Below are 26291 nucleotides of genomic sequence, written 5' to 3'. Positions count from 1 at the left end.
GAAGCGCACCCGCAAGAGCCCGCGGATATTAGCTTGCCAGGCAAGCGTCGACTAAGCCATGCAGCGTGCACGGGCTCTCCCGACGGGAAACGAAAAAGCCCGGTTTCAAACCGGGCTCGAACGAACATGCCTATTGACAATGGCTTTCTCATATTAGAAAAGGACCCCTTTGCAGAGGTCCTAGTCAATTCAAGGTGGCGGGGAAGGGAATCGAACCCCTGACACGAGGATTTTCAGTCCTCTGCTCTACCAACTGAGCTACCCAGCCATTTGAGGTGTGCCTTGTTTCAAGGCTTGATTAGTATAACCAAGGACGCGTTCCGGTCAACCGAGAATTTTAAAAAAGTTTTTGAGCACAGCCTCGGTTCTATAAATCGGCACGTCAGAGGCATCAGCCGACAGCAAGAAGTTTTTCGCTCAGAGCCGCACGGGCAAACTCACTTGGCGTCATCCCCTCGGCAGCCGCCCGTCGACGAATGGCCTCCTTCATTCCCAGAGGAATCTTGACCGACAGCGTTGCCGTCCCCTCACCTGAGAGCGGGGGCCGTCCATGCACGATCCCACCAACGGTGTGTTCGCCATCCGGAAACTCTCCGCGCTCGTACGACTCGCACCACGCGTCAATCATTTCATCCGTTACAACCTGACCATTAGCGGCCGTATACGTCTTGCTCATCATCGACCCCTCTGCCGAGCTCGCTCGATCTCTTGCCAGAATTTCTTCTGAACCGGAGACAGGGCATGAATAATGAGCCATCCACGAATTAGTTCGACCGCAACAAGTTCCACACTTCGACCATCTGGAAGCCATCCAATGGCAAGCCATCTCGGCGGCTCGTCCTCCGACTCGCGGCGAATGCACTCAGTAACCGCGAACCAGGCACCTAGCACCTGCTTTTCCGTCAAGTGTTTTTTGGCGTTCGGATGGATCTCAACATCCATGCACCTTCTCCTCCATCTTACCCAATTTCGTATGACGAAAGTCCGCTGTCGCCAATCTCTTACGCCGGCACTTGTTGGAGGGCGGGAGGTGTAGCGAGGATTGAAGGGCGTTCCAATACCGCCCAGGCGCCGGGGCAGGAGCACATACACCAGGGACATACGTTTTCGTAGCGCGCGAGGATATTGCCGCGTGCATCGATGAAGGCGATGTCGATGGGATAGGCCATAAAACACGTATGGACCGAAGAGCAGCGTGGAAACGCCATGACGAGCGGCAGGCCGTTGGCGGCAACCGGACGCCGTCCCAGCATGCCGCGCAGGCGCACGGCAAACGACTCCGCCACCACAAACTCGGCCGGCGTCCAACCCAGCCTAATTGAGTGCCCGCGCGTAGGCGATGTAGGACGAGACCGCGGTCACATGACCACCCCCGGACGCCATGGATCGACCGTCACCACACGCTCGTGCGACAACGTTGTCGGCGCCCCCAGCGGAACGCCAGCGATGCTGAGAGAAGTCGGCCACGGCTCATAGTGCATGGTGCAGGTGTAGGTCCTAAACGTACCGGATAGGGAGAGCAGGCCACCATCCGATGCCTCCGCGCCTTGCTCGCTCGACACTTCGATCTGCAAGTCATAGCCTTCCATGGCATTCAGAATTTGAGTCTGAACCGTCGCCGAGGCATCGGCAGAGCTTTCGTCGCCCTCCCCCTCCGACGCCACGGCGTGCGCCAACACGATGTCGGGTACCACGCGGTCGAAGCGCGCGACAGCGCTGGCAAAGATCATGACGTTGTACACGATGAGTGCCAGCACCAGCAAAACGGGCGTAACCACCGCCATCTCCACCGTCGCTTGGGCGCGCTCCTCGCGCAGACGCATGCGGATACTCATTACGACCCACCGCCCAGAGCGCCAACCAGCGTGGCGACATCGACGGTGAGTGGGATGGAGCCGCCGCCGGGCAGAGGAATCTCCGCAAGCGTGAACACCGTACCGCTAATGGTGCGTTCGACTTGATATTCCAACGCCTCGCAAAGCGCCTTGGGATCGGTCACGCCCAACGGAATACTTCGCAGTTTGTCTTGCGCTTGAGAGAGACCGGCAATGTCAGACCCCGGACTCTTAATGACGTTGGCGGAATCGGTCAGCACCGGCTTTCGCAGGCGCAAGTCGCACGGCTCCAGACCCAACGCCGCCACGGACGCCGAAACGGTATCGCCGAGCCACGATGCGATGGAGCCCAACGCGCCGCTGCCCCCTCCTAGGCCTTTAATCATCTCGTCCATAAGTTCGTCGGCCGAACCTTGGATATCACCGTATCCTACGAGCAGCCGTCCCCAAACATCCATGACGCCGTCGAGCACGCCGGCAACGCCGCCCGAGCGTTCCTTCAATGTCGAGAAAAATCGCGAAAGCACGTTGTTTTGCGCTGTCGCGTCATCGGGTGCCAACACCGCGGCAGAGATAGCACCGCGATCGCCAAGCCTGACTGTCGTGTTAAACGAGGAGTTAAGTTGATCGGGGCTGGTAATGTCACCCGAAACTGCAAATGCGACCACGCCGTTGCGTCCAGGTGGGGCGATACGCGGGCGCTCGCCGGAAAGCTCCTTGATAGCCTGGTCAAATGCATTGCCTGCACGGTCGGCCTCATCCTCGGTCTGACGCATGAGCTCGAGTTCCTTATTGCGATATTCGACGTATTTCTCCAGCGCCTTTTTGAACTCGTCAAAGTGGTACTCGAAGCCCCTTTCGACGGAAGTCGTAGCAATCGCAACGTAACCCAAAGACGAAACACCAAAATGGCATTCGCTGCACGTTTCATGGCCGTCAAAAACCGCGACAGACGCCAACCCACCAGGCGTTCCCCTTTTGTAATTTGGACAGTCAGTTCCGTAATGCAGATAGGACACTTCATCTAGTTCACTTGTTGGCCAACGTACATCGGTGTAGAGTTCGGTCGTCCGCGCCTCATCTGGATTTCGCGGAAGAAAGGGGATGTAGGCGGAAACCTTGCCGTCCTCTTCAGCTATATACGCTCGTTCAACTTCTTCACTCGCATAAGCGAAGAACGCCTTTCGCGCAGCGGAATCTGCCTGTTTTTCTGGGCTCTCGCCAAGTGGCTTCTCGTTCGACAGGCGCTCTCGGTAATATGCCTTCGCACGATCGAGCGCCACTTGCGGTTCCCACGTAACGCTCGAAGCGTAATGTGGATTTTGAGCACCAGAGAGATCCGTTAGGCTTTTCGCGCGCTCCCACATACACGAGTACTTGCCAATCGAACTCTCGTCCGACCCACCACAATCCGCAAGCCAGGCGCGTTCTTTTGCTTTCGCCGTCTCCTCCAAGGCCTTCTGCAGCTCATCTGCTGCGCGCTCCAGATCTTTCGATGTGTCTTTAATGGCATCGGTCGAGATCTCAGAACCCTCGAGCGCAACGAAATCCGACTCGGACGTCCTGGGCACGGCAAGCGCCGTACCGGTATAGGTCACACTATCGGTATCCTGCGCCGACACCGCCTGCGTGGCACGCGCGGCAATCAGATACGGCAGAGCCGTCTCGATTTTCTGCAAGCCTTCCGATGCGCTTTTGGCAAACTTGTTGCGCGTTTTAATGATCTCAATCCCGGTGTCGACCATATTGCCGGCAACTGGTTCGGCACCCGGGATGAGGATGGCGACCAGGCCCGTCCCGATCGTGGCAAACCCCGCTAGCCCCAGACTCAAGATGCTCGCATCAACCACCGTGGCAGCCGTGTGATAGGACGACACTACGTTGGCACCCGCCAGCGCGCCGCTATCGGCCGCCACCTGGGTGTCCCCCGCGCGCGACATGCTCCATATCGCCGCGGTCGACGAAAACAACAACGTGAGCACCACTAGGATGACCACGGCAGAAGAAAGCGTGGTGTAGGCACCGTCTTCGATAAACAGGTCGATACCGGCGCGGCCCATAAAGCCGCCTCGCTTGCGATGGCAGCTCGGACGGCGCGTCAAAACGCGTCTAGACCAGAAACGCTTAATCCCATGCAGCAATCCACGAATCATAATCTCCCTCCAGCCATTCGGGACGTGATTGATACGAAACATCGACCTTGAGCTCAACGTAGCCACCCTCGGCGGTACCACCCATAGCCTGCGCAAACGCACCGATCACAGGCAACGGCTTGACCTCGCCGGAAACGGACACGGCCGAGACGCCACCCGCACCGGCCCGGCCAAACTCGATATCCCACGGCAACGGCCCGCCGGCATGAAAGATCGAAACGTTGGGCACTGCGGCAAGCCGGCGGCGGGTGAACTCCTTAAGATCGTCGTCCTCCGCCGTCGTCGTGGTCATGAGCCGCGCGGTCTCGGCGGCGGCAGACTCCATGACCGCGCGCGTATAAAGCAGGCACACCGGTTGCAGTGCGAGAAGGATGAGCGTCAGAAACGTCGGCAGCAAAAAAGCGGCCTCGACCGTAGACTGCGCCCGGTCCTCGCGCGCGATATCAATACAACGCGATGTCCTTAGCGCCCGCAGCGGCGTCGATAACCGACGTCGAGGCAACGCCATGGGATGCCGCCCGCTCAACCAGCGCCGCCAAGCGTCCATCGGTGCCAGCACGCCAAAGTCCCGCAATCGCCAGCACGATCGATAGCAGCGCCACCGTGACGATGGCGTATTCGACCGTCGCCTGGGCAGATTCCTCGCGCAGGACGTCATGCATTTCACGATCCCTCCTTTGAGTCCGTTGCCTGCGGGCTCAGGCGCACGGCGCGCAGACGACACGAAGCATCGCCAGCATCCGCGGCAATTGTCACCATATCGACCCAGCCGCGTCCGTCGCGCACGATGGCGCCCCACACGTTTCCCTTGATGTCGAGATAGCCGCTCAGAGCAAGTTGCGCCGTGGGTACCTCGCGATAGGAACGCAGCATATCCGCCGCCGCTTCGGTCATCGGTCGGTCCTCGGACCATGCAAGCCGGACCGCAATCGCGTTGCCCTCAGGCGAATCCGTCGCAGTGCCAGACCGCTTGTCGAGCGTCCGCAGAAAGGTTTGCGCCGTGACAGCGACATCCGAATCGTCCGCATCTCGCATCTCATCTTTTTGAGACGCCACCGCCGAATCTGAGCCCGAATCGGAGGCGGTCCCAGGACGCTGCTGCCGCGCGGCGTTAAGCCCCCAAAGCACCGCCGCTATCGCCACGGTCAGGCAAGCAAACACCAGCAGCACCCCGATGGGGCGCTCGCCCTCTACAGGCTGTTGATGCCCTCGCTGATAGCGTTCCATAGATCTTGGACCTTGCCCTTAAATGCGACGATGGCGATAATCGCGATCACCACGAGCACGCCGACCAAGATGGCATACTCGGTGGTACCCTGTGCACTCTCCTCCTGCAATAGTTCCTTGGCGCGCTGACGAACATGTGCCGCCCGGCAAAACGCCCAGCCCTGGACCTTGCCAGCAGCGTCAGTCATCGTGTTCATGTATTCCTCCCTACATCATCCCGCCTGCTCCCAGCAGCGGGCCCAATATGGACAGAAGCAACGCCGGCAAGATGAGCGTGCCGGTGGGAATCAGCAGCTTGACGGGCGCACGCTCGATCTCGCGCTCGACCGCGGCGCGATGAGCCGCACGGATCTCGCAACTTTGAGCGGCCAGTGTCTCGGCAAGTGGGGCACCCAGGGCGAGCGCCTGCCCCACCGTGATGGCAAAGGTCTCGAGCGCTCGCACGTCCAGGTCGCGCGCGGCGGCCAACAACTCGTCCTCACGCGTGCCCACGCCCACCTGCCACGCCATGCAGGCCCGCTCAAGGCGGAGAGCCAGCAATGACCGGCGGTTGGCGCAGAAAATCTCAAGCGCCGCGTCAAACGAAAGACCGGCCGAAAGACCCAAGCGCACAACATCGATCATCTCGGACACTTCGCCGAGCGACACTCGCGCCGGGCCGCCCGCTCCAACCGCGCCCTTCACTCGCGCGGTCAGAGCATCGACCACCGAGCGACCCGCGGCAGCGACCAGCACCGCCTCGCGCTTGCAGGCCTCTGCGATCTTGCGTGCATCCGCCCGATCCAAACCCGTCGCGACAAATACACTCAGGGCGCACAGGCAAGCCGCAACTGCAACCGGGGCGCTCATAGCTCCACCCGCATAATGCGCCGGATAACCACCAGGGCAACGGCGTTGAGGGCAAGACCCAGCACCACAGCGCCCGCGCCGGCAGGCGTCGCAAGACCGCGACGAAAATCTGCCGAAAGCAGCGCCAACACCGCGCACATGCCCGCCGGCATCGCCGCGACCATATGCGCAGACATGCGAGCCTGCGACGTCTTAACATCCAGGCGGCGCTTGAGCTCAATGCGCTCCCCCACCATGCTCGACGCCTCGGACAGTAAGTCGGCAAGCGGAGCGCCGGTGCGCTGAGACACCTTAAGCGCCAAGGTCACAAGCGAAAGACCGGGGGCGTCGATACGCACGAGCAAGTCATCGAGCGCGTCGGTCGCCGAGATGCCGCAATCGATCGCCGCCGCCACCCGCAAAAACTCGGTATGTACTGGCTCTTGCGCATGAGCGCCCACAAAGCGCATGCCCTGGGCCAGCGAATGTCCCGAGGCAAGCGACATGGAAAGTGCGGTAAACGCCTCGGGCATTGCCTCTTCTGCATCGTGTTGCTCGCGCCGGCTCTCAAAGCCATCCCGAGCGGCGCCAACGGCAAACGGAGCAACAAATCCCAAGGCAAATCCGAGGGGCGATAACGACACCATCGTTAGTAAAACGCAGCAGACACCGCTCGATAGCAGCAGAAACGCCAAACGTCCCGAAGCATCTTCGATCACGAGGCCAAGGCGATGCGCCGGAGCCAGCGATGCCCACGAACGGGCGATCTTTTTCAGCAGATCGTTTTCCACCAGCTCACGCGGCAGCTTCTCTGCCACCGTCTCGAGCGCCTGACGTGCCAGCTCCGCCGGCGGTACCTGCGGCACACGAGGTTCCGCCCCGCACGCCGTCGCGACAGAAAGCCCTGCCAAGCCCCCTACGACGAGGGGCACAGTGATCTCCATTCGTCCACCTCCTCTTGTGTGAGCGTCCCCGACCGCAGGCCTTCTGCGATAAACGGCGGCTCGCGGTCAAGCGTCCAGGTGCGCTCGGCGGCATCGAACGTCACATAGCGCTCGAGCTCTACGCCACCCGATGCGGCGCGTCGCACCCCCGAATACGAGGAGACGAAACGCCTGCCATCGGCGTGGCGCTCGGACATCACAATGCCGTCGAGCGCCATGGCAATCTGCTCCTCGATGAGCTCGCTCGGCAGATCGATGCCATAACGTGCAAGCAACGTCAGACGCACCACGGTCTCCTGTTCTGAACCCGCATGAAGTGTGGTGAGCGACCCGTCGTGGCCCGTGTTCATGGCCTGCAACATGTCGCAGCACTCGGCACCGCGCACCTCGCCCACCACGATGCGGTCGGGGCGCATGCGTAGGGCATTAGTTACCAGGTCGCGGATCGTCACCGCGCCCTCGCCCTCAATTGAAGCCTCGCGCGCCTCTAGGCGTACCACGTGCGGATGATGCGCAAACTTGAGCTCGGCAGAGTCCTCGATCGTCACGATGCGCTCGCCGGTGGAAATCTCACATGACAACGCGTTGAGCAGGGTGGTCTTACCAGATCCCGTGCCTCCCGCAACCGCCAGGTCCTGTCGCAGCGACACCGCACACGACAGCAGCTGCGCATACCAAAGCGGCAGCGATCCCAACCCCACGAGCTCGTCCAGCGAGCAGATACGGTCCGAGAACTTTCGGATGGTGAGAATCGGTCCGTCAATCGCCACAGGCGGAATCACCGCGTTGACGCGATAGCCCGTTTTGAGGCGGGCGTTGACGATGGGGCTGCGCTCGTCGATGCGGCGGCCAAGTGGCGAGATAATGCGGTCGATAAGCACACGGATCTGCTCATCATCCTCAAACGCATGCTCGATGGGGTACAAGACGCCGCCGCGTTCAAAGAAAGCCGAGCGGCAGCCGTTGATCATGATCTCGGTAACGGTGTCGTCCTCGATGAGCGGCTGCAACGGCCCCAAGCCCACCACGTCATCCAAAATCTCGTCGATGATGGTCTCGCGCTCGGGCGTCGCGAGATCGGTCGGCTCCTCAACATTGAGCGCCGCCTCCACCGCAGGACGCAATTCCGAGCGGGCAAGTGCCGGGTCGATATAGGCGCTGATACGCGCCACTTCGTCGTAACCCATGCGGTCCATCACGGCGCGCTTGGTGCGTCGTTTTACGGCGCGGCGACGCCCCGCATCTACAGGCGCTGCTGCCGCCGCAGCGCCGGCAGCCTTAATCCTCGTTTGCAGGCTCATCGCTGATCGCCCTCGCGCGACCAGGGAAGGCGGATACGCGGGCGTTCGGTGCGCGTTGCACGGTCGGCGACCATATCGCTCCAAGGGCCGACGGCGCACCCCAGTTCCACGAGCATCTCGCGCGTGGCCTCGCGCACGCTAGTCGCAAAAGCGCTGGTCTGCCCCACTGCCTCGTCAGCGCGCCCAAACGCCATGAGCGCGGCGAGATCCTGCCCGCCATCGGCGATACGAATCTTGGAGCTCAACGCACAGGCAATCTCAAAGCGCATGGCGACGTCCTCGTCTGCCCCGCGCGCACCGAACCGGTTGAACACGGCGCTCATGCGCGTGCGCGGCACACCTACTCGACCTGCCAGTTCAATGACGCGCGATGCCGATGTCGCGGACGACACCGCCGCATCGCCAACGACCAGGCAACGGTCGCTCGCCGCCACCGCAGCCGCCACGGCGTCGCCCCAAAAGACCGAGGTATCGATAAAGACCACGTCGGATTCGCGACGCAGGACATCAAGCAGTAGCTCCACTGGACGTGCCATGAGCTCGGCTTGCTCGGGCGCCGCGACGGGACCCCAGAGCGTAACGCCTGGCGCCACGCGCATCGATGCGGCCACGATATCCGGCTCGGTGAGCGCGCCCGCGGCCGATGGCTCGATAAGTGCCGCCATATCGCGCGGAGCATCGACGCCTAACAAATCGTAAAGGTTCCCAAACATCAGGTCCAGGTCGAGCACGGCGGCACGCAAGCCCAACAGCGACGATGTGTGTGCCATGGTGGCAACGATCGTCGACTTGCCGCAACCGCCCAAACCCGAAATGGCGCAGATGACCGGAGCTCGATGCGGCGGAGCGGCAGCGTCTGCCGGCGGCATCGGAGGCGTCGGTGACAGCGTCCCCGTCTCCCCCGCCGCAACCACACGCTGCGTCCAAGCCGGCATGGCAGCTTGTTCGGTCTGCGAGGCAGGCTCGTTCTGTGCAATCTGCTCATGCTGCATCAGCGACAACTCGCCGCACCCGGCAAAGCCCTCAACTTCATCGAGTTCATCCGCCAGATTCACGCCGTGCACATATCCCATATCTACAGCCGGGGAGTCGCCAGCATGCTGCGCCGGCCCTCCGGCGTCATCGTATACAAGGGGGTTCCGGGGGCGCCGACCATGCTCGGCTTCCGCTTTTCCATAATCATCAACACGCGGGCCTCTTGTAGCGCGAGGCGCCCCGGGTTCCCTATCAACAAAAGCATCGGGCTCAATCGTCATGCGCCGATCGGAATCAACCGCTCCCTCGCCCGCGCGCCCGTTGCCGCATATACTGTGCGCAGCGATGACCTCGGTCGCCCCCGCGCGAAACAGCCCCTCGATATCCGACGGATCGAGCGCTTCTATCAACACGACCACGCGACTCACGCGGCCTTCGGCCGTCAGGCGCGCAACAGTCTTGCGCACATCTTCGGTATCAAACAGAGACGCCGCGATGATGGCAGCCCCGCGGCGTGACGGAAACGCCCGCGCCATGGAAACCAGCCCGTCCAGGTCACCCACACGAAGCACCTGTGCACCCGCATCACGGCCCTCGACTTCCCGCTGCAACAGTCCGTAATCGCCGCACGCGCAGCACGCAAGCCAGATCGCCTTCATCACTCGTCGCCTCCGCTCTTTTTGCCGCGCGCCGTGGCGGGAATCGTCAAGCTGACCGTTCCCTTGCCCGAGGCTCCCAGCAGTTCCTTGACGTCTTCGGGGTCAGCCGCCAGCGTCACCCATTCGATCTTGCCCTCGCGCGTGGCACCGGAATCCTCACTGGTATCGATCACGTACGCGCCGCACAGCCGATCGGTTACGCCGTCTTTTTGCACATACACATCCACGTAGCTGCCCACGCCCGTAGCACCGCCGACCGAGTGCTCGGCATCGACCGCTACCGAAACGGCGACCTTGCCCTTAGGCACCTCGAGCTTGCGGCTCTCGGCCTTGGTGTAGACATTGCAGATCACGGCGTTTTTGGGAATACGTGAAGTCGTCACGTCGCCGCGTACCTGGCGCAGCTCGGTCGCCGCGTCACGCGGCAGCAAACTCGTCAGCCATTCCTGGGTTATGACATTGGTCTCATCGAGGGTCTCGCCCACATCGATATCGCGCGCCGCGACGCATACCTCGACGCGATCGCCACCATACTTGGCCAAGGTCTCAGCCTGGACCTGTTCGGCTTGCGAGCGGATCGACGAGCCGTAAACCATGCAGAGCAGAGCAGCGAGCACGCCCGCGACCAGACTGATGGCGATGCGCTTGCTCTTGTTCACGGCCGCTCCTCTCATGGCAGTGCCGGGCGAATGCCCGTACCACCATTGTCTGGGCGGTCAGAGTGCAAAGCGGCGCAATCGCGATCTTGGTTTTCGATGTCAAACCAATCGCTAACCAAAAGCTGACCAGCCCGTCAAGCTCGTGGCAAGGTTTTGGTCAGCACGTCAGCAAACTGCATATTTCGAGGCTTTTCCGCAGCAAAAAAGCCGTCTCCCGAACAGTTGGGAGACGGCTGTCATAGGAAAAATCAATTACAGATGGACATCGGGATCGAGCATTTGAGCGCTCACGCGCATGGATGACGCCAAGTTTTGGAACGTTTCCAGACGCAGACTGTCGATCTGCCCGGCGTCCTCGGCCTCGCGAACGGCGCAACCCGGCTCATGGGTATGTGTGCAATCGCCAAACCGGCACGCGCGCGATGCCTCAACAATCTCGGGGAAGGCGCGCGCCAGACCCCGCTCGTGACCCACGAGCGGTAGGCTGCGCAGGCCCGGGGCATCGGCGATCACACCGGCGTCGCCCGGCAGCGCCACCATCACGCGCGCGACGGTAGTGTGACGGCCCTGGTCGTCGCGTTCGCGCACACCGCCGGTCGCCAACGTATCGTGGCCCAGCAGTGCATTGAGCAGCGTCGACTTGCCGGCACCCGACTCGCCCAGAATCATGGCGCAGCTCCCGGCAGGCACGCAGGCACGGACCTCGTCTAGGCCGCGGCCCTCGGCAGAGGACGTAACGATCACGCGCACGTCCGGACCCACCAGGCGGCGCACGCGGTCCAGATCGCGCTCGGGCTCCTCGGCATCGCAGCGGTCAGCTTTGGTGAGCACCACCACCGGCTCGGCATCGCAGTCGAGCGCCAACACCAGCGAGCGCGCCACGCGGTCGAGCAGCACCTCACCGGCACCGAGCGCCTGCACGATTAGCACGCTATCCACGTTGGAGCAGAGCACCTGGCGCTCTCCACGGGCACGGCCGCGCCAACGCTCAAAGCTCGTACGGCGCGGCAGAACGCACTCAATCACGCCCATATCGTGCCCGGGAGCGCGGCGCACCGCCACACGGTCGCCCACGGCGGGCAGCAGCACCTCGTCCTCGCCGCGCGACTTGGCAAACCCCACGGCATGCTCGGCACGAAAGGTATCGTCGGCCGTCGCCACCAGCGGAAACCCGCGATCTAAGCGCACCACGGCGCCAAGCTGCATCTGCTCGGGCTCCTCAGCATGTGCGCAAAAGTCGTCAAATGCCGCCCGCTGAGCCCCATCGACCGGCAGGTCATCAAACGCCGGGACATCCTGCAGCGCGTCAAGTCCCGGCACGCTTGCCAGCAACTCCTCGGCAGACGCGGGAGCCTCGGTCGCAAGCTTCCGACGACGATCGCGCTTAGCCCGCGCCCCCGTCGTCTTTTTCTTCGCCTTAGCCTTAGCCTTGCCCACAAGCGCCTCCCAGCACCATAAATCACAACTGAGCAGGTATTTTAAATCAAAAAGAGCTGGCCGGGCAAAGCCCGACCAGCTCACAAACTTTCCCTCAACCCTTTTTCATCCGCGCGGGAGTAAAGCCAGCAAGGATACCGTAGGGCCCACCCCGGGAGTGTTTTCTTCCGAGCGATCCCGCAGCGCGAAGCGCGAGGACCAGCGAAGAAGAAAACACGCAGGGGCGGGCCCGGACAGGTTAACTTACTCCTTCTCGACCGCGCGCATGATCGCCTTGTAGATCTCCATCAGCGGGATGATCAGGAAGGCCAGGCCCAGCGCGGCAAGAACGCCCTTGAGCTCAAGCGTCACAGGGCCAAAGAACATCTCGGCAAGCGTCGGCTGTACGGTCACGATCACCGTCAGCACCAGCGCCAGCGCAGCGGAAGCCCACAGCCACTTGTTCTGCTTCTTCATGGTGAACAGCGACGCACGACGGCTGCGCATATTGAAGCAGTGGAAAATCTCGACCATGTTGAGCGTGATGAACGCCATCATCACGCCTTCCTCGTCGGCATTGCCGGCGATCATATCAGCGATGTGAATGTAGCCCATGTCAAAGTACACGCCCACAAAGAAGCTCGCCAGCACCAGCACGGTGATGATCAGACCCTGGACCACGCAGTCCAGACCCATATGTCCGGCGAAGACACCGTCCTTAGCGTTGCGCGGCTTGCGCTTCATAATGTCGCCCTCGGCGTCCTCCATGCCCAGCGCGAGCGCGGGGAAACAGTCGGTAACCAGGTTCACCCACAGCAGCTGCACCGGCTGGAAGATGGTAAAGCCGATGAGCGTGGCGATAAACACCGAGAAGACCTCGGCAAGGTTTGCCGAAAGCAGGAACTGGATGACCTTGCGGATGTTGTCGTAGATGCGACGGCCCTCTTCGCAGGCACCGATGATGGTGGCGAAGTTGTCATCGGCAAGCACCATGTCGGCGACGTTCTTGGTGACGTCGGTACCGGTGATGCCCATGCCAACGCCGATGTCGGCGCGCTTGATGGACGGGGCGTCGTTGACGCCGTCGCCCGTCATGGCCACGATCTGGTCGCGCGACTTCCAAGCCTCGACGATGCGGGTCTTGTGCTCGGGCTGAACGCGGGCGTACACGCCGTAGTCCTCGATGTGCGCGTCGAGTTCCTCGTCGCTCATGCGGTCGAGGTCGGCGCCCGTGATGGCCTGGCTGCGATCGGTGACGATACCCAGCTGCTTGGCGATGGCCACGGCGGTGTCGATGTGGTCGCCCGTAATCATGACGGTGCGGATACCGGCATCGTGGGCCTCGCGGATGGCGTCGGCGACCTCGGGGCGGACCGGGTCAATCATGCCGGACAGGCCGCAGAAGACCAGGTCGTGCTCGAGCGCAGCGGGGCTGCAGTCGGCCGGGACCTCGGTGTAGGTGCGGCTTGCCAGCGCCAGCACGCGCAGGGCCTCGTCGGCCATGGCCTTGTTGGCGGCCACGAGCTCGGCGCGACGCTCCTCGGTCAGCGGAACGACCTTGTCGCCCTCGTAGATATGGGTGCACAGGCCGATCACCACGTCGGGCGCGCCCTTGGTGTACTGCTCATACTCGCCGTCCAGGGTCTCGACGACCACGGACATCATCTTGCGGCCCGAGTCAAACGGGGCCTCGCCCACGCGCGGATGCTCGGCAGTCAGGCCAGTGAGCCCCGCCTTGCCGGCATCGTTGACGAGCGCACACTCGGTCGGCTCACCCACGGCCTCGCCCAGCTCCTCGTCCCACTGGGCGTCGGAGCACAGAGCCATGCCGGCCAGGAACTTCTCCTTAGGCGCAGCGAGCTCGTGCTTGACGACGGTCATCTTGTTCTGGGTGAGGGTACCGGTCTTGTCGGAGCAGATGGTCTGCGTGCAGCCAAGGGTCTCGACGGCAGAGAGCTTGCGGATAATCGCCTGACGCTTGGCCATCTTGGTCACGCCGAGCGACAGCACGATGGTCACGACGGCAACCAGGCCCTCGGGGATGGCGGCGACGGCAAGCGAGACAGCGACCATAAAGGTGTCGAGCAGCGCGGTCGGATCGGTGAGAACGTTGCCCACGCCGTGGCGGATGATGTCGACGCCAAAGATGACGACGCAGATGACGATAACCATGATGGTAAGGATGCGGCTGAGCTCGGCGAGCTTCACCTGCAGCGGCGTGAGCTCTTCCTTGGCCTCGGCCAGGGCGCCGGCGATCTTGCCCATCTCGGTGTTCATACCGGTGCCGACCACGACGGCGCGACCGCGGCCGTATACCACGGTGGAACCCATGTAGCACATGTTCTTGCGGTCGCCGAGCGGCACGTCGTCGGTGCCGGCGGCGAGCTCAATGACGTTGGCATGCTTCTCGACGGGCACGGACTCGCCGGTAAGGGCGGCCTCCTCGATCTTCATCGTGGCGCTCTCGAGCACACGGCAGTCGGCCGGGACGGAGTCGCCCGCCTCGAGCATGATCACATCGCCGGGCACGAGCTCGGCGCTCGGCAGGTGCACGAGCTTGCCGTCGCGCAGCACCTTGGACTGCGCCGCGCTCATCTCCTGCAGGGCCTCGAGGGCCTCTTCGCTCTTGGCTTCCTGGACCACGCCCAGTACCGAGTTGACGATAACGACGAACATGATGATGGCGACGTCGGCAAAGTCGGGCTCGCCCTTGACCATACCCGTGAGCGCGCTGATGACGGCGGCAACGATCAGCATGATGACCATGGGGTCGGCCATCTGCTCAAAGAAACGCTTCCACAGCGGCGTTTTCTCGGCTTCCTCGAGCTTGTTAGGGCCTGTCTTGGCGAGGCGCGACGACGCCTCGTCGTTGCTCAGGCCGAGGTTCTCATCGACGCCCTGGTCGCTGAGCACCTCCGCCGCGGCGGACAGGTATTCCTTTTGCATATAGAGTCCCCTCCTGGGATTCGGGCCACTCAGCAGATTGATGCCCGATCATAATTCCCAGGAGAAGGGCAAGGGCTCATCAAGGCTGCCGTGCTGAGCGGCAGTTGATAGTGGAGCTATGGTACCCCAAAGCAGCGCGTCTAGCCAAAACATTCCAATTGGAAACACGGCTCGAGTGCAACGATGCAGACCGTGTGATGCTCAATATTGATAAAACGTTTTTTCTTCGGCACATCGTCAAACTGAAATATCGCCCAGATAGCAGCGGTCAGAACGGTTGGTAAAGTTTTTGCATATACCGTTTTTCCGCAAAAAATGAACTTCTAATTCGGCATACGGTCGATTTTTTGGGGTATTCGGTCGCCATTTCGTTATAATCATCTCAGTTTTATTTCTTATGGTTTATCTATCAGCGCAAGACGATGTCAGATGGAGGTCTGAATGTACAAGCGCACCAAGATTGTATGCACCATGGGTCCCGCCTGCGATAGCGACGAGACCATCCGCGAGATGATCAAGGCGGGCATGAACGTCGCCCGTTTTAACTTCTCGCACGGATCCTACGACGAGCACCACGGTCGCATCGAGCGCGTCCGTCGTATTTCCAAGGAGCTCGGTCTGCCCGTCGGCATCCTGCTCGACACCAAGGGCCCCGAGGTCCGCACCGGCCTTCTGGTCGATGGCAAGAAGGTTGCCGTCAAGACCGGCGATAAGATCGTCGTCACCGCTCAGCCCACGTCCGAGGATTTCCACGGCACCTCTGAGCATATCTCCCTCGACTACCTGGCTCTGCCCTCCGAGGTCGAGAAGGGCTCCCTCATCCTGATCGATGACGGCCTGGTCGCCCTCGAGGTCGAGTCCGTCGACGGCCAGGACATGACCTGCGTCGTCAAGAACGACGGCCTGATCGGCGAGCGCAAGGGCGTCAACATGCCCAACGTCAACATCTCGCTGCCCGCCATCACCGAGCGCGATCGTCAGGACATCCTCTTTGGCCTGACCGAGAACATCGACTACATCGCCGCTTCCTTCATCCGTGACGGCGAATCCGTCCGCGGCATCCGCGAGCTTTGCCGCGAGAACGGCGGCGAGCACGTGACGATCTTCCCGAAGATCGAGTGCGCCCTGGGCGTCGAGAACTTCGACGAGATCCTCGAGGCTTCCGACGGCATCATGGTCGCCCGTGGCGACCTGGGCATCGAGATCAAGCCCGAGCTCGTTCCCCACATCCAGAAGGAGATCATCGCTAAGTGCAACGCGGCCTACAAGCCCGTTATCACCGCTACGCAGATGCTCGACTCCATGCAGCAGAACCCGCGCCCGACGCGCGCCGAGGTTGCCGACGTTGCTAACGCCATTTACGACGGCACCGACGCCGTCATGCTGTCCGGCGAGTCCGCTGCCGGCAAGTACCCGGTCGAGGCCGTCAAGATGCAGGCCAGCATTGCTCTCGAGACCGAGAAGTACCTCCCGGCTCACGCTCCGCTCGAGGTTCCGGCTGACGCTCACGGCACCCGCGTCGTCAACAACGTTGTGGGTATGTCCGCCGTGAACATGGCCACCACCGTTGGCGCCAAGTGCATCACCGTGCCGACGACCACCGGTCGTACCGCTCGCCTGATCTCGCACTTCCGTCCCAACATGCCGATCTGCGCGTTCTCCCGCCACGAGTGGGCCGTCCAGCAGATGATCATGTACTGGGGCGTTATCCCGCACCAGGCCGAGATTACCCAGGGCACCGTCAACGGCACGATCGTCAAGGCGATCGAGACCGCTAAGGAGCTCGGCTACGTCAAGACTGGCGATTTGACCGTCGCTACCGCCGGCGATCCCCGCATGAGCGTCCAGCTCGAGGACAAGGTCTCCTCGACCAACGTCGCTTACGTCGCTCAGGTGCGCTAAATCGCACTTGCAAGCACACTTGCATTGCAAAGGGCCCGGAAGGCAAAGCCTTCCGGGCCCTTTTTCTGTGCGCCGATGCCTACCGCACGGCATGACACGCACCCATTTCTTTACCAAAAGCGCGAAATCCGCCCTCCGAGGCCCAAAAAATAAAGCCCCAAGCGCTAAAAGTGTTCGCCCGGTAGCAAACCCACACCTTAACCGACGCTGCTAAATCGTTTTAGCAAGAGTCAGATCGACCGCGTTTTCGGAAGTGCGGGGAAAAATTGCTTACCTCCGGGCACAAGCCCTTTTATTTCAACAAAACCCCTGATAAAGTTGGCTCAAATACCGCTTGTGCTTTGCCTGTTTGTCTTTTTCCCCGCACTTCCGAAACCGATAGCCTTTCTAGCCCAAACAACGCTCGAACGATCGGATTGCCATGTCATTTCTCGCTTGCGGACCCACAGCTTTTCAGTACTATCGCATCCCGCCCCAGATACTAGGACTCTATCCGGCAATCCTGCCGCCCGACCATGACCATCGCTTGGTGCATTACTCAAAACAACCAGTATTTAAAGATTTGCTCGGCACACCAGTTTGGAGATTCGTAGGCGAAAGAAAACAGCGCGCGAACGGAAAGCTATTTCATAGCCGCCTGCTAACCCAAGAGCCACCTCCCGGGTCGTTTAGGCAGACTAAGCATGGGTTTGATGTCACTTCACCGGAGTTAACGCTGCTCAGCCTTGCCACGCAGGTCTCACGCAACCAGTTACTCATGGCGTGCTACGAGATGTGCGGCTCCTTTGCAGTGTTTAAGCCCTGCGAGCGAACGCAACAACAACTCGATGAAGCTATTTCGCTTAAGCTCATTCCACCCAACTGCGGCTGGAAGCGAGTTAACGACACCAAGGGCAATGACACCAACTTGTGGAAGCGCATGCCGCTTCTTACCGCAACGGATATCGCCGCGTTCGCCAAGCAAGCCGCAGGCCTGCGCGGCGTCAAACAACTGCGCTGGGCGGCCGAGCACATGACGGGGCAGACCGCCTCGCCCTTCGAAGTACAGACCTCCATGCTTGTCTCGCTCCCCCGTGACGAGGGCGGCATGGGCATCAACATCACAAACAACGTGCGCATCCCACTCAGCGACGCCGCGCGCTCACTGTATGACAAAACCTGCTGCTACGCCGATATCCTCATAGAGAGCAACACCGACAGCATGGGCGTCATTTTGGAATGCCAAGGCCGCTCCGCCCATGACAGCGAAGCCGCAAGTCTCTCCGATGCCGAGCGCACCACCGCGCTCACCAGCATGGGCTACGATGTCATCTCATTCATAAAAAGGCGGGGCTCCCCTACATCCCAAAGACCGATCAGGAACGCACCACCGAAGATGCCCTGCGACGGGAGCTGTTGGTCAATTGGGATGAACTGTTCACCGTTAAGCCGGCCGGCTAGCAGCTAGCAATCAGGGGGACTGCGGGAACGCCAGAAGCAGCAACGCGAGTCGCAAATCCCGCCTCGGTCAGCTCGATGACCTCGGTAAACGTTGCGTCGAAAAACTCCTCGGTTAGCAGGCGGTATGGCGGATGGTCGGGCTCACCGGGGTTTTCTCGCACGATCTCGTGCATAACGCCGATGGTCTTGAGCACATACTCCTTATGGATGGGATACTGCCCAAAACGCGTCGCAGCGGTATACAGGCGATCGGTCGCACGCGGGATGGAGACAATGCCCAGCGTCTTGCCAAACCAGTCAAAGTCGCCTTGCTTTTTAATGCGGAACTCCTCACACGGCTTGCCGCCGTGCGCCTCCAGGTACTGATTCACGCGCGTGTTCCATACGGTATCGGCCACCAGATGCGACCAGACGCCCAGTGTCAAATCGAGCAACGACTGCGCCACATCTTCGGACGCAAGCGAGAACTCACAGGCGCCGGGACCGACAACCGGCTCGGCATCCTTGTAGCGCTGGGGATAGTGCACGCGGTTCAGCCGCTCGCGTTCCTCGACAATCGAGGTAGCCTCAGCGGGTTCGCCCGCGGGTGCGCCTTTAAGCAACGGCGCCACATAGGTATCCCAGAACTCATGCTCACGAGGCTTAGGGATGGGCTCAGGCTTGGCAAAGTGCGTAATGCGGTACGGAATGGGATCGGCGATGCCAGGGACCATATAGCCCACAAAGATATCCGGAACCACACAGCCAAACAAAAAGGCATTGCGGTCGCGCACGCTCTTGGCAAGCGCACCGGTGCGCTCCAGCAAACGCTCCGTCTGAGCGATATGAATGTTCCAGCTTGGCATAGCCACCCCCATAAAAACCTGGATAACTATACCATCACGGCAAAGCCGCGCGGGCGGCTACGCACGCTCTACGCAGCAACTAGTCCGTAGCACCGCTTTCGGTTCCATACGACGGCGAAGGTGCCTCGACCACATGGTGGTATCGATCGATATAGATGGCGCGGGCACCCAGGCGTCGCACCAAATCCTGATGATGTGTACTCATCAAGACCGTCTTACCGGCAGCAACATAGGCCAGCAGGAAGTTGACCACGATGTCGCAAGAGTCCTCGTCAAGTCCATTGGTAGGCTCGTCGAGCACCAGGATATCGGGGTTCATCGACACGACGGCAGCCAGCGCAACACGCTTCTTTTGCCCGCCCGAAAGCTGATAAGGCGAGGCATCGACCAGATCGGTAACCTGGAACAGTTCCATGGCATCGCGCACGCGGCGCTCGAGCTCGTCTGCCGGCAGCCCCATCTGCGCGGGACCAAAAGCAACTTCCTCGCCCACCGTAGCGCAGAACAGCTGGGCGTCGGCATTCTGGAACACAAAGCCCACGCGCTGATGAAAACGCCGAGCGGCCGCGGAATCCTTTAGAAACGCCGCATCGATCACGTGCCCGTCAAACAGGTATGCCCCTGCGTCCGCGAGTTCAAGGCCGTTGATAAGGCGCATGATCGTGGTCTTGCCGCAGCCGTTGGGACCGAGCAGGGCAACGAGTTCACCACGATCGACCTGCAGTGACACACCATCGACAACCGTATGGCCCGCATAGGAAAACACCACGTCGCGCAGCTCGATGAGCGGCGTTGTCTCGGCGCCAGCAGCACCGCTCGCGCCCATCGCGTCATTCGTATCGTTTGCCAAAACGTCGCCCTTCCCTACTCACATCGACGGCTCGGCCGCCCGCGCTACAGCACCGCGCACAACATGGCGAGCAGCACCACAACGGCCGCGTAAACGGCATCGCGCCAGCCAAAGCCGCTCCGCGCGGGCGCCGGATACGCGCCGGCAAAGCCGCGACAGAGCATGGCCTCGTCCATCGCGCGGCTGCATTCCATCGCCTTGATAAAGGCCATGCCCATGATACCCGCGATCGAATCGGTACGCGAAAATCCCTCAGGCGCACGGCCAACGCTGCGCAGCATGACCGATTCGCACAGATTGTGCGCCGTGCGACCCAGTACCTCGATGTGCTTGAGCGCCATATCAAACGTAAAGATGACCTCGTCGGGTAGATGCAGCATCTTGAGCGCCGCCGACATGCGGCTCCACGTGAGGGTCCACGAAACGCCCAGCACCAGCGACACATTAATGAAGGTCTTGAGCGCAATCTTGAGCATAGCGCCCGCAGCAGAAGCGTCCAGCAGCAAGGCGGGCAGTACCAGAACCACCGCGAGCCCCGCGGCAGCCAACGCCGGCACAAAAGTCGCGCGCAGCCCGCGTACGGGGCGCACGGCAACGAGCACCAGCGCAATAGCCGCCATCAACATGAGGTACAGCGGGCTTTGCGTCAGACACACGCACAGGACGCAAACGAACATCCCCACCAGGCGCATCGGAGCCGAAACGCAAGAAAGGGCGCGGTCGACCATCGACCCGCCCTCATGCGCGCCCCCACCCAGGCGAACCCGCTCAAGCAGGCTCGCCAGGTGCAGGACATTCTTTTGCATTACGCGATGCCGAGCCCCCGCGGGCTCGTAACGCTGCTCGACCGCAAGCCAGCTAGGCAGCTCGGCTATTGCCATGAGCACCGCTTTCCTTGACCGTCAGCGAGATCAGACGGAATGCGATGGTGAGCACCGCCACGCCAATCACGCCCGAAAGGATATACATGGCAGCCTGGCCGGCAAAGCCAAGACCCTGCTCCTCGGAATAGGCCTGAAGGTAATCGCCCGTGGGCAGCGCATCGGCAAAGGTCGGGGTATCGAGGCCGACCGAAGCCTGCAGACTGTCGTCACCAGCCTCATGAACGGCGGTCGCGGCGCCCTCGGCGTCCCACTCACCCCAGGCGTCACCGGTGGCAAGCAAGCCCAGCGGCGTGGCCACCACGAGCACAGCGACCAGGATGAGCGTGGGGATCAGCGAGGTCTTCTTGGCAGCAGCGCCCTCGGCGGCAAGCTGGCCATCGACGGCCTCGGGACCGACGATAACGCCCGGCGCCGTCTTCTTAATGAAACCGTAGATGGCGGCCGTCGCCACGCCCTCAACCACGCCGGCGACCAGCATATGCGGGATCAACATGGCAGGAATAGCCACGGACAGCGGGAAGGGGCAGTACAGCGGAGCGCCCGAAGCATTCGTGAAGAGCATCGGCTGAATACCAAACTCGATTGCCGCGCACAGGGCCGCCAGGCACAGGCCGACCCAGCCGCTTACGATGGCCGAAATCGAGGTACCCCAGCTCTTGTCGTGCAAACGGCTGTTGAGCGCACGGAACACGATAGCAGCGGCAAACGGCAGCACGAAGGCCATGTTAAAGCAGTTGGCGCCAAAGGACAGGATGCCGCCGTCGCCAAACAGCAGCGCCTGCAGCGCCAGCGCGACCGAGACAGCGATAGCCGCGGCCTCGGGGCCCAGCAGCAGCGCGATAAGTGCGCCGCCGACGGCGTGGCCTGTGGTGCCGCCGGGCAGCGGAACGTTAAACATCATGAGCAAAAAGGAGAACGCGGCGCAGATGCCCAGAAAAGCCATGTGCTCGCGATCGAGCGTGGCGCGCACCCTTTTGATGCAATGGACCCAAACGGGCACCATTGCCACCGCCATGACGGCATCGGTCTGCGGGGACAGATAATTATCTGGAATGTGCATGTACGCCTCCCGGTTATCGGCGCACGAAATTGCAACGCCGCTTAAATCACCTTGTCAGTGTTACGCATTGTCAGATTCGTAACACGCCGCGGGCTATCATAGCAAAACGGCGCGCCGCCGACAAAGCAGCACGCCGTTATGTAATGCGCGTGTCATATATGCAGGCTCAACGACGCCTTATTCCGAACACCGCGGTCACGCAGAGCCCACAGCAACCGCCATCAGGCCCTACGTTCCCAGCGCAAGCCCTATCCGCGGACCTCGCCGTTTACGCCCTTGCACACCTTGGTGACGATCTTCTGGTGCGCTTTTTCGACCTCTTCGCTGGTGAGCGTATGGTCGTCGGAGCGATACGTAAGCGCAAAGGCCATGGACTTCTTGCCCGCACCGATACGGATGGGATCGCGGTAGACATCGAACAGGCGCACGCCCTCGAGCAGCTTGCCGCCGGCACTCGTAATACGACGCTCAAGATCCTCGCAGGTCACAGTGTTGTCGACTACGATAGCAAGGTCGTGCTCAACGGCCGGGTACTGCGAGAACTCACGGTAGTTCTCCTGGTTGCGGGCGCCCTTGATCAGCTTGTCCAGGTCGAGCTCAAAGGCAACGACGACCTCATCAATGCCCATAGTCTCGCGCGCCTCGGGGTGGATCTCGCCAACCCAGCCCAGCACGGTACCGCCCGAGAGTACCTCGGCCGCACGACCCGGCTGCAAGAAAGCGTAGCCCTCGCCCTCGACGGGACGGAAGCGGACCTTCTCGATGCGCAACTGGGCAAGCAGCTCCTCGACAATGCCCTTGCCAAAGAAGAAGCGCAGCTTGCGGTACTTCATGTTCCAGGACTGCTCGCTCCACTGGCCCGAGAGCACACCCGCCACGGACTTGGTCTCCTTGGGCAGGCTGGCGTTCTCGCGACCGTGGAACAGGCTGCCGACCTCGTACAGGTGCACGTTGGGCGTGCCGTGGGCCTCGTTATAGGCCACAGACTGCAACAGGCCTGGCAACAGCGAGCGGCGCATCTCGGTCTGCTCGGCCACCAGCGGGTTCATGAGCACGACGGGGCAGCCGCGGCCCTCGGTGGACATACCGATCTTCTCCAGGTCGCCCGGGGCGGCAAAGCCAAAGGTCGTGGTCTCGTTGAGGCCACAGGCGCGCAGGATCTCGCCGACCTTGCGGGTGAGCTTCTGCTCGCGGGTCAAGCCGCCGATATGGTTCTTGGCAGCCGGGATGGTCGCCGTCACACGGCCCATGCCCCACAGGCGCAGGACCTCCTCGATCAGGTCAATCTCGCGCGGCAGGTCGGGGCGGAAGCTCGGCGGGGTGACCATAAAGTACTCGCCGTCGCGCTCGACAATGCAGCCCAGGCGGGTGAGCGAGCGCTCGATAAAGTCGGGCTCGATGTCGGCGCCGCAGATGGCGTGCACGCGGGCCAAGCGCAGCTTGATGCTGTCGATGGTCTTGGGCGCGGGGAACACGTCCACATAGCCGGGGGCGACCTCGCCGCCGGCGATCTCCTCGATCAGCGCGCACGTGACGTTGGCGACGTCCACGCAGCCGGTCTCGTCGACCTGGCGCTCAAAGCGAATGGAGGCATCGGAGATCAGCGACAGGTCGCGGCTGGTGTGCGAGGTGCGACCTGCGTTGAAGCAGGCGCTCTCGACCATCACGTCGACGGTGTCGTCCTCGATCTCGGAATCCATGCCGCCCATAACGCCGGCCAGCGCCACGGGACGCTCGCCGTCGGTGATGAGGCCCATGCCGGCGTCGAGCGTGCGCTCCTCGCCGTCGAGGGTCGTGAACTTCTCGTCCTGTTGGGCGGCGCGAACCACCACGCGGCGATGACCATCGCGCTCGGCAAAGGTGTCCAGGTCAAAGGCGTGCAGCGGCTGACCGGTAAGCATCATCACGTAGTTGGTGATGTCGACGATGTTGTTGTGCGGGCGCACGCCCAGGGCGTTGAGGCGCTTGACCATCCAGTCTGGCGACGGGCCGACCTTGACGTTGCGCACGATGCGGGCAACGTAGCGGTCGCACAGGCCCTCGTCGGCGATCTCGACGGAAAGCTCGTCGTCGGTCGCACGGCCGGTCTCGACCTTGATAGCGGGCAGCTCAACGTGGAAATCGCGGTCGAAGATGGCGCCGGTCTCGCGGGCCATGCCGATCATGGACAGGCAGTCGGGACGGTTGGGCGTGATCTCACAGTCGAGCACGGTGTCGCTCGAGCCCACGTACTCGGCAAACGGCATGCCGCAGGGCGTATCCTCGGGCAGGATCATGATGCCGGAGTGGTCGCCACCCAGGCCGAGCTCGCGCGCGGAGCAGTTCATGCCCATGGACACGACGCCGCGAAGCTTGCTCTTCTTGATCTTAACGTCGCCGGGAAGCACGGCGCCAATCATGGCCGTGACGATGTGGTCGCCGGCCTCGAAGTTCTGCGCGCCGCAGACGATCTGCAGCGGAGCGGGATTGCCGTCGGCGTCGAGATTCTTGTCGCCCACATCGACCGAGCACACATACATGTGGTCGCTATCGGGGTGCGGGATCTTGGTGAGCACCTTGGCGGTCACCACGTGGTCGAAGGACTCGCCCACGGTGTCGATCGCCTCGACCTCGGTGCCGGTACGGATATATTCGTCCGAAAGGGTCTTGGGATCCTCCGGAATATCGATCATGGTCTTGAGCCAGTCGTAAGAAACGCGCATCTAACTGGTCTCCTTTCATAAATGCGGCTTTGAGCCGGAAACTGCAACTAAGAAGAAAGCGTTCTAGAACTGGTTCAAGAACCTCATGTCACCAGTCATCAACGTGCGCAGGTCGGGCAGGTCGTAGCGCAGTGCCGCGACGCGCTCGGCGCCAATACCAAAGGCGAAGCCGGTGTACTTCTCGGGGTCGATGCCGCAGTTGATCAGGACGTTGGGGTCGACCATGCCGCAGCCCAGGATCTCGATCCAGCCGCTGTGCTTGCAGAAGTTGCAGCCCTTGCCGCCGCACACGTGGCAGCTCACGTCCACCTCGCAGGAAGGCTCGGTGAAGGGGAAGAAGTGCGGGCGATAGCGCGTCTTGCGATCCTCACCAAACATGCACTTAACAAAGTAGTCGAGCGTGCCCTTAAGATCGCCAAAGGTGATACCCTCGTCGACGACCAGGCCCTCGATCTGGTTGAACTGCGGCAGGTGGCAGGCGTCGGCCGTGTCGGGACGGTAGACGGTGCCCGGGCAGATCATGTAGATGGGCGGCTTCTGCGACTCCATGGTGTGGATCTGCACGCCCGAGGTCTGGGTGCGCAGCAGCACGTCGGACTCGCCGTGAGCGTGAGCCTCGGGATGCGCGACGCTGCCGGGGTTGTTGTCGACCACATAGAACGTGTCGCGAGCCGAGCGGCTCGGGTGATCCATGGGCGCGTTGAGTGCGGTGAAGTTGTAGTAGGAGGTGTCGACCATGGGGCCGGACTCGACGGTGTAGCCGATGCCGCAGAAGATGTCCTCGGCCTCCTCGATGATCTGCTTGATCAGGTGCTGGTGACCGATCTGCGGACGGATGCCCGGCAGCGTGATGTCGACGGCCTCGTGCTCGAGCGCGTGCTTGAGGGCGGCGGCCTTCATCTCGGTGGTGCGCTCGTCGAGCATGCCCTCGATCAGCTGGCGCATCTCGTTGGCGCGCTTACCCATCACGGGACGATCCTCGGGGGCGAGCTTGCCCATCATGCGCATCAGGCCGGTGATACGGCCCTTGCGACCGAGTAGCTCAACGCGCGCAGCCTCGAGCTTGGCGGCGTCGTCGGCGCCTGCGACGAGCTCCTTGGCCTCTTCCTCGAGTTTGACCAGATCATCAATCAGACTCATGTCTTCCCTTTCGTCTCTCGCGCTCCCCGCTTGCCGAGGCGGCTGCCGCCGTCTGACGTTGCGAAAACGCGGCCCGGTTCGGTAACAAAAAACCGCCCTCGGGCATGTGCATTGCCCAAGGACGGTTGAATTCCGCGGTACCACCTTGTTTGACCCGGCGGATGTCTGGCCCGCCGCGCCCACTCTTTGCCCCTTGTCGCGAGGCTCACGGCTTCCCTACTGGGGACATCGCCGCCGCTGGCCGCGTGCCCGTTGAGGTTGCTGCTCGGGAGTGAACGCTTAGCCCTTGCCACCGCAGGAAGGCTTGCAGCCCATGACCTTCCCTCTCTTGCCGGCGACGCGGCGGGCAAAACCCTCTCCGTCAACGCATTGGGCTATAGGATAACACATTCTGCGAGCATATCGCCGTGTTCCGTTTTGTTCGTGCTGGGTACAAGGCGGGCCTTGATTATCAACTTCATCCGAACACTTCCCACATTCATCCGCACATGTGCGGATGAATGTGGGAACCCGATACCCTGAGGG

General features: G+C 61.8%; 24 protein-coding genes and 1 tRNA gene. 2 read left to right on the top strand and 23 right to left on the bottom strand.

Translation table 11 applies throughout. The features are described 5' to 3' along the window. Nucleotides 1-195: 195 nt before the first annotated feature. From KSY82_RS08805 to KSY82_RS08725, 17 genes are all read right to left on the bottom strand, one after another. A tRNA-Phe gene (locus tag KSY82_RS08805) sits at nt 196-268 on the bottom strand. A 123-nt stretch (nt 269-391) separates the two neighbouring features. Continuing rightward, nucleotides 392-676: an ATP-binding protein gene (locus tag KSY82_RS08800; RefSeq protein WP_217750958.1), complete on the bottom strand. Its 285-nt coding sequence runs from the start codon at nt 674-676 to the stop codon at nt 392-394. Then, complete coding sequence (locus KSY82_RS08795; RefSeq protein ID WP_035136816.1) at nt 676-942, bottom strand: hypothetical protein; 267 nt, start codon at nt 940-942, stop codon at nt 676-678. Before KSY82_RS08795 ends, KSY82_RS08800 begins: the two co-directional genes overlap by 1 nt. A gap of 59 nt (nt 943-1001) precedes the next feature. Beyond that, entirely contained in the window at nt 1002-1286 is a 285-nt protein-coding gene (locus KSY82_RS08790) for a DUF192 domain-containing protein (protein WP_217750957.1), read from the bottom strand. 72 nt (nt 1287-1358) lie between these two features. Continuing rightward, a complete protein-coding gene (locus KSY82_RS08785) occupies nt 1359-1835 on the bottom strand; it encodes a TadE/TadG family type IV pilus assembly protein (RefSeq protein ID WP_217750956.1) in 477 nt (158 codons plus the stop codon). Next, complete coding sequence (locus KSY82_RS08780; RefSeq protein ID WP_254881786.1) at nt 1835-3988, bottom strand: hypothetical protein; 2154 nt, start codon at nt 3986-3988, stop codon at nt 1835-1837. The genes KSY82_RS08785 and KSY82_RS08780 overlap by 1 nt, the downstream gene beginning before the upstream one ends. Next, the gene (locus KSY82_RS08775) at nt 3960-4496 is read right to left on the bottom strand and encodes a TadE/TadG family type IV pilus assembly protein (protein WP_217750955.1); all 537 of its coding nucleotides are present in this window, start codon (nt 4494-4496) and stop codon (nt 3960-3962) included. The genes KSY82_RS08780 and KSY82_RS08775 overlap by 29 nt, the downstream gene beginning before the upstream one ends. Next, nucleotides 4432-4650 (bottom strand): hypothetical protein, encoded by a 219-nt coding sequence (locus tag KSY82_RS08770; RefSeq protein ID WP_117734711.1) that lies wholly within the window; start codon nt 4648-4650, stop codon nt 4432-4434. Before KSY82_RS08770 ends, KSY82_RS08775 begins: the two co-directional genes overlap by 65 nt. A gap of 1 nt (nt 4651) precedes the next feature. Continuing rightward, complete coding sequence (locus tag KSY82_RS08765) at nt 4652-5215, bottom strand: hypothetical protein (protein ID WP_217750954.1); 564 nt, start codon at nt 5213-5215, stop codon at nt 4652-4654. Beyond that, nucleotides 5179-5412: a hypothetical protein gene (locus tag KSY82_RS08760; protein WP_089572694.1), complete on the bottom strand. Its 234-nt coding sequence runs from the start codon at nt 5410-5412 to the stop codon at nt 5179-5181. The genes KSY82_RS08765 and KSY82_RS08760 overlap by 37 nt, the downstream gene beginning before the upstream one ends. A 10-nt stretch (nt 5413-5422) precedes the next feature. Further along, nucleotides 5423-6064, bottom strand: coding sequence for a type II secretion system F family protein (locus tag KSY82_RS08755; protein WP_217750953.1), 642 nt, complete (start codon nt 6062-6064; stop codon nt 5423-5425). Further along, entirely contained in the window at nt 6061-6987 is a 927-nt protein-coding gene (locus KSY82_RS08750; protein WP_217750952.1) for a type II secretion system F family protein, read from the bottom strand. The genes KSY82_RS08755 and KSY82_RS08750 overlap by 4 nt, the downstream gene beginning before the upstream one ends. After that, nucleotides 6960-8288, bottom strand: coding sequence for a TadA family conjugal transfer-associated ATPase (locus tag KSY82_RS08745; protein WP_006235095.1), 1329 nt, complete (start codon nt 8286-8288; stop codon nt 6960-6962). The genes KSY82_RS08750 and KSY82_RS08745 overlap by 28 nt, the downstream gene beginning before the upstream one ends. Further along, nucleotides 8285-9922 (bottom strand): nucleotide-binding protein, encoded by a 1638-nt coding sequence (locus KSY82_RS08740; RefSeq protein ID WP_217750951.1) that lies wholly within the window; start codon nt 9920-9922, stop codon nt 8285-8287. Before KSY82_RS08740 ends, KSY82_RS08745 begins: the two co-directional genes overlap by 4 nt. Next, nucleotides 9922-10581, bottom strand: a complete 660-nt coding sequence (gene cpaB, locus KSY82_RS08735; protein ID WP_231500753.1) for a Flp pilus assembly protein CpaB — start codon at nt 10579-10581, stop codon at nt 9922-9924. Before cpaB ends, KSY82_RS08740 begins: the two co-directional genes overlap by 1 nt. A gap of 252 nt (nt 10582-10833) precedes the next feature. Next, entirely contained in the window at nt 10834-11787 is a 954-nt protein-coding gene (rsgA, locus tag KSY82_RS08730) for a ribosome small subunit-dependent GTPase A (protein ID WP_217750959.1), read from the bottom strand. A 474-nt stretch (nt 11788-12261) separates the two neighbouring features. Then, a complete protein-coding gene (locus KSY82_RS08725) occupies nt 12262-14943 on the bottom strand; it encodes a cation-translocating P-type ATPase (RefSeq protein ID WP_217750950.1) in 2682 nt (893 codons plus the stop codon). Nucleotides 14944-15384: 441 nt separating this feature from the next. Here KSY82_RS08725 and pyk point away from each other — a divergent pair, with 441 nt between their 5' ends. Both pyk and KSY82_RS08715 read left to right on the top strand, forming a co-directional pair. Then, a complete protein-coding gene (pyk, locus tag KSY82_RS08720; RefSeq protein WP_217750949.1) occupies nt 15385-16845 on the top strand; it encodes a pyruvate kinase in 1461 nt (486 codons plus the stop codon). A 757-nt stretch (nt 16846-17602) separates the two neighbouring features. Next, nucleotides 17603-18292, top strand: a complete 690-nt coding sequence (locus KSY82_RS08715; RefSeq protein WP_217750948.1) for a putative endonuclease domain-containing protein — start codon at nt 17603-17605, stop codon at nt 18290-18292. Here KSY82_RS08715 and KSY82_RS08710 read toward each other — a convergent pair. From KSY82_RS08710 to pheS, 6 genes are all read right to left on the bottom strand, one after another. Beyond that, nucleotides 18282-19130 (bottom strand): hypothetical protein, encoded by an 849-nt coding sequence (locus tag KSY82_RS08710; protein ID WP_254881784.1) that lies wholly within the window; start codon nt 19128-19130, stop codon nt 18282-18284. The two genes, KSY82_RS08715 and KSY82_RS08710, sit on opposite strands and share 11 nt — an antisense overlap. A gap of 79 nt (nt 19131-19209) precedes the next feature. Next, nucleotides 19210-19980 carry an energy-coupling factor ABC transporter ATP-binding protein gene (locus tag KSY82_RS08705; RefSeq protein WP_217750946.1) on the bottom strand — a complete coding sequence of 257 codons (771 nt, stop codon included), beginning with the start codon at nt 19978-19980 and terminating at the stop codon, nt 19210-19212. A gap of 44 nt (nt 19981-20024) precedes the next feature. Then, nucleotides 20025-20861, bottom strand: coding sequence for an energy-coupling factor transporter transmembrane component T family protein (locus tag KSY82_RS08700; RefSeq protein ID WP_217750945.1), 837 nt, complete (start codon nt 20859-20861; stop codon nt 20025-20027). Continuing rightward, nucleotides 20839-21924 carry a cobalt transporter CbiM gene (gene cbiM / locus KSY82_RS08695; protein WP_217750944.1) on the bottom strand — a complete coding sequence of 362 codons (1086 nt, stop codon included), beginning with the start codon at nt 21922-21924 and terminating at the stop codon, nt 20839-20841. Before cbiM ends, KSY82_RS08700 begins: the two co-directional genes overlap by 23 nt. Nucleotides 21925-22172: 248 nt before the next feature. Further along, the gene (gene pheT / locus KSY82_RS08690) at nt 22173-24626 is read right to left on the bottom strand and encodes a phenylalanine--tRNA ligase subunit beta (RefSeq protein ID WP_217750943.1); all 2454 of its coding nucleotides are present in this window, start codon (nt 24624-24626) and stop codon (nt 22173-22175) included. Nucleotides 24627-24689: 63 nt separating this feature from the next. After that, nucleotides 24690-25766 carry a phenylalanine--tRNA ligase subunit alpha gene (gene pheS, locus KSY82_RS08685; RefSeq protein ID WP_040359117.1) on the bottom strand — a complete coding sequence of 359 codons (1077 nt, stop codon included), beginning with the start codon at nt 25764-25766 and terminating at the stop codon, nt 24690-24692. Nucleotides 25767-26291: the final 525 nt, after the last annotated feature.

Origin of the sequence: Collinsella aerofaciens (assembly GCF_019131995.1) — a bacterium.
Lineage (GTDB): Bacteria > Actinomycetota > Coriobacteriia > Coriobacteriales > Coriobacteriaceae > Collinsella > Collinsella aerofaciens_S.
This window is presented reverse-complemented; position numbering and strand designations above follow the sequence as displayed.

What these genes read in the sequence shown, in the direction of transcription:
- KSY82_RS08785 (WP_217750956.1), bottom strand. Translation starts at nt 1,835, where the DNA reads ATGAGTATCCGCATGCGTCTGCGCGAGGAGCGCGCCCAAGCGACGGTG.
- KSY82_RS08775 (WP_217750955.1), bottom strand. Translation starts at nt 4,496, where the DNA reads ATGGCGTTGCCTCGACGTCGGTTATCGACGCCGCTGCGGGCGCTAAGG.
- KSY82_RS08715 (WP_217750948.1), top strand. Translation starts at nt 17,603, where the DNA reads ATGGCGTGCTACGAGATGTGCGGCTCCTTTGCAGTGTTTAAGCCCTGC.
- KSY82_RS08750 (WP_217750952.1), bottom strand. Translation starts at nt 6,987, where the DNA reads ATGGAGATCACTGTGCCCCTCGTCGTAGGGGGCTTGGCAGGGCTTTCT.
- KSY82_RS08795 (WP_035136816.1), bottom strand. Translation starts at nt 942, where the DNA reads ATGGATGTTGAGATCCATCCGAACGCCAAAAAACACTTGACGGAAAAG.
- pheT (WP_217750943.1), bottom strand. Translation starts at nt 24,626, where the DNA reads ATGCGCGTTTCTTACGACTGGCTCAAGACCATGATCGATATTCCGGAG.
- KSY82_RS08710 (WP_254881784.1), bottom strand. Translation starts at nt 19,130, where the DNA reads ATGCCAAGCTGGAACATTCATATCGCTCAGACGGAGCGTTTGCTGGAG.
- KSY82_RS08740 (WP_217750951.1), bottom strand. Translation starts at nt 9,922, where the DNA reads ATGAAGGCGATCTGGCTTGCGTGCTGCGCGTGCGGCGATTACGGACTG.
- pheS (WP_040359117.1), bottom strand. Translation starts at nt 25,766, where the DNA reads ATGAGTCTGATTGATGATCTGGTCAAACTCGAGGAAGAGGCCAAGGAG.
- KSY82_RS08745 (WP_006235095.1), bottom strand. Translation starts at nt 8,288, where the DNA reads ATGAGCCTGCAAACGAGGATTAAGGCTGCCGGCGCTGCGGCGGCAGCA.
- KSY82_RS08755 (WP_217750953.1), bottom strand. Translation starts at nt 6,064, where the DNA reads ATGAGCGCCCCGGTTGCAGTTGCGGCTTGCCTGTGCGCCCTGAGTGTA.
- pyk (WP_217750949.1), top strand. Translation starts at nt 15,385, where the DNA reads ATGTACAAGCGCACCAAGATTGTATGCACCATGGGTCCCGCCTGCGAT.
- KSY82_RS08765 (WP_217750954.1), bottom strand. Translation starts at nt 5,215, where the DNA reads ATGGAACGCTATCAGCGAGGGCATCAACAGCCTGTAGAGGGCGAGCGC.
- KSY82_RS08780 (WP_254881786.1), bottom strand. Translation starts at nt 3,988, where the DNA reads ATGATTCGTGGATTGCTGCATGGGATTAAGCGTTTCTGGTCTAGACGC.
- KSY82_RS08760 (WP_089572694.1), bottom strand. Translation starts at nt 5,412, where the DNA reads ATGAACACGATGACTGACGCTGCTGGCAAGGTCCAGGGCTGGGCGTTT.
- KSY82_RS08725 (WP_217750950.1), bottom strand. Translation starts at nt 14,943, where the DNA reads ATGCAAAAGGAATACCTGTCCGCCGCGGCGGAGGTGCTCAGCGACCAG.
- KSY82_RS08700 (WP_217750945.1), bottom strand. Translation starts at nt 20,861, where the DNA reads ATGGCAATAGCCGAGCTGCCTAGCTGGCTTGCGGTCGAGCAGCGTTAC.
- rsgA (WP_217750959.1), bottom strand. Translation starts at nt 11,787, where the DNA reads ATGCAGCTTGGCGCCGTGGTGCGCTTAGATCGCGGGTTTCCGCTGGTG.
- KSY82_RS08770 (WP_117734711.1), bottom strand. Translation starts at nt 4,650, where the DNA reads ATGCATGACGTCCTGCGCGAGGAATCTGCCCAGGCGACGGTCGAATAC.
- cbiM (WP_217750944.1), bottom strand. Translation starts at nt 21,924, where the DNA reads ATGCACATTCCAGATAATTATCTGTCCCCGCAGACCGATGCCGTCATG.
- KSY82_RS08800 (WP_217750958.1), bottom strand. Translation starts at nt 676, where the DNA reads ATGAGCAAGACGTATACGGCCGCTAATGGTCAGGTTGTAACGGATGAA.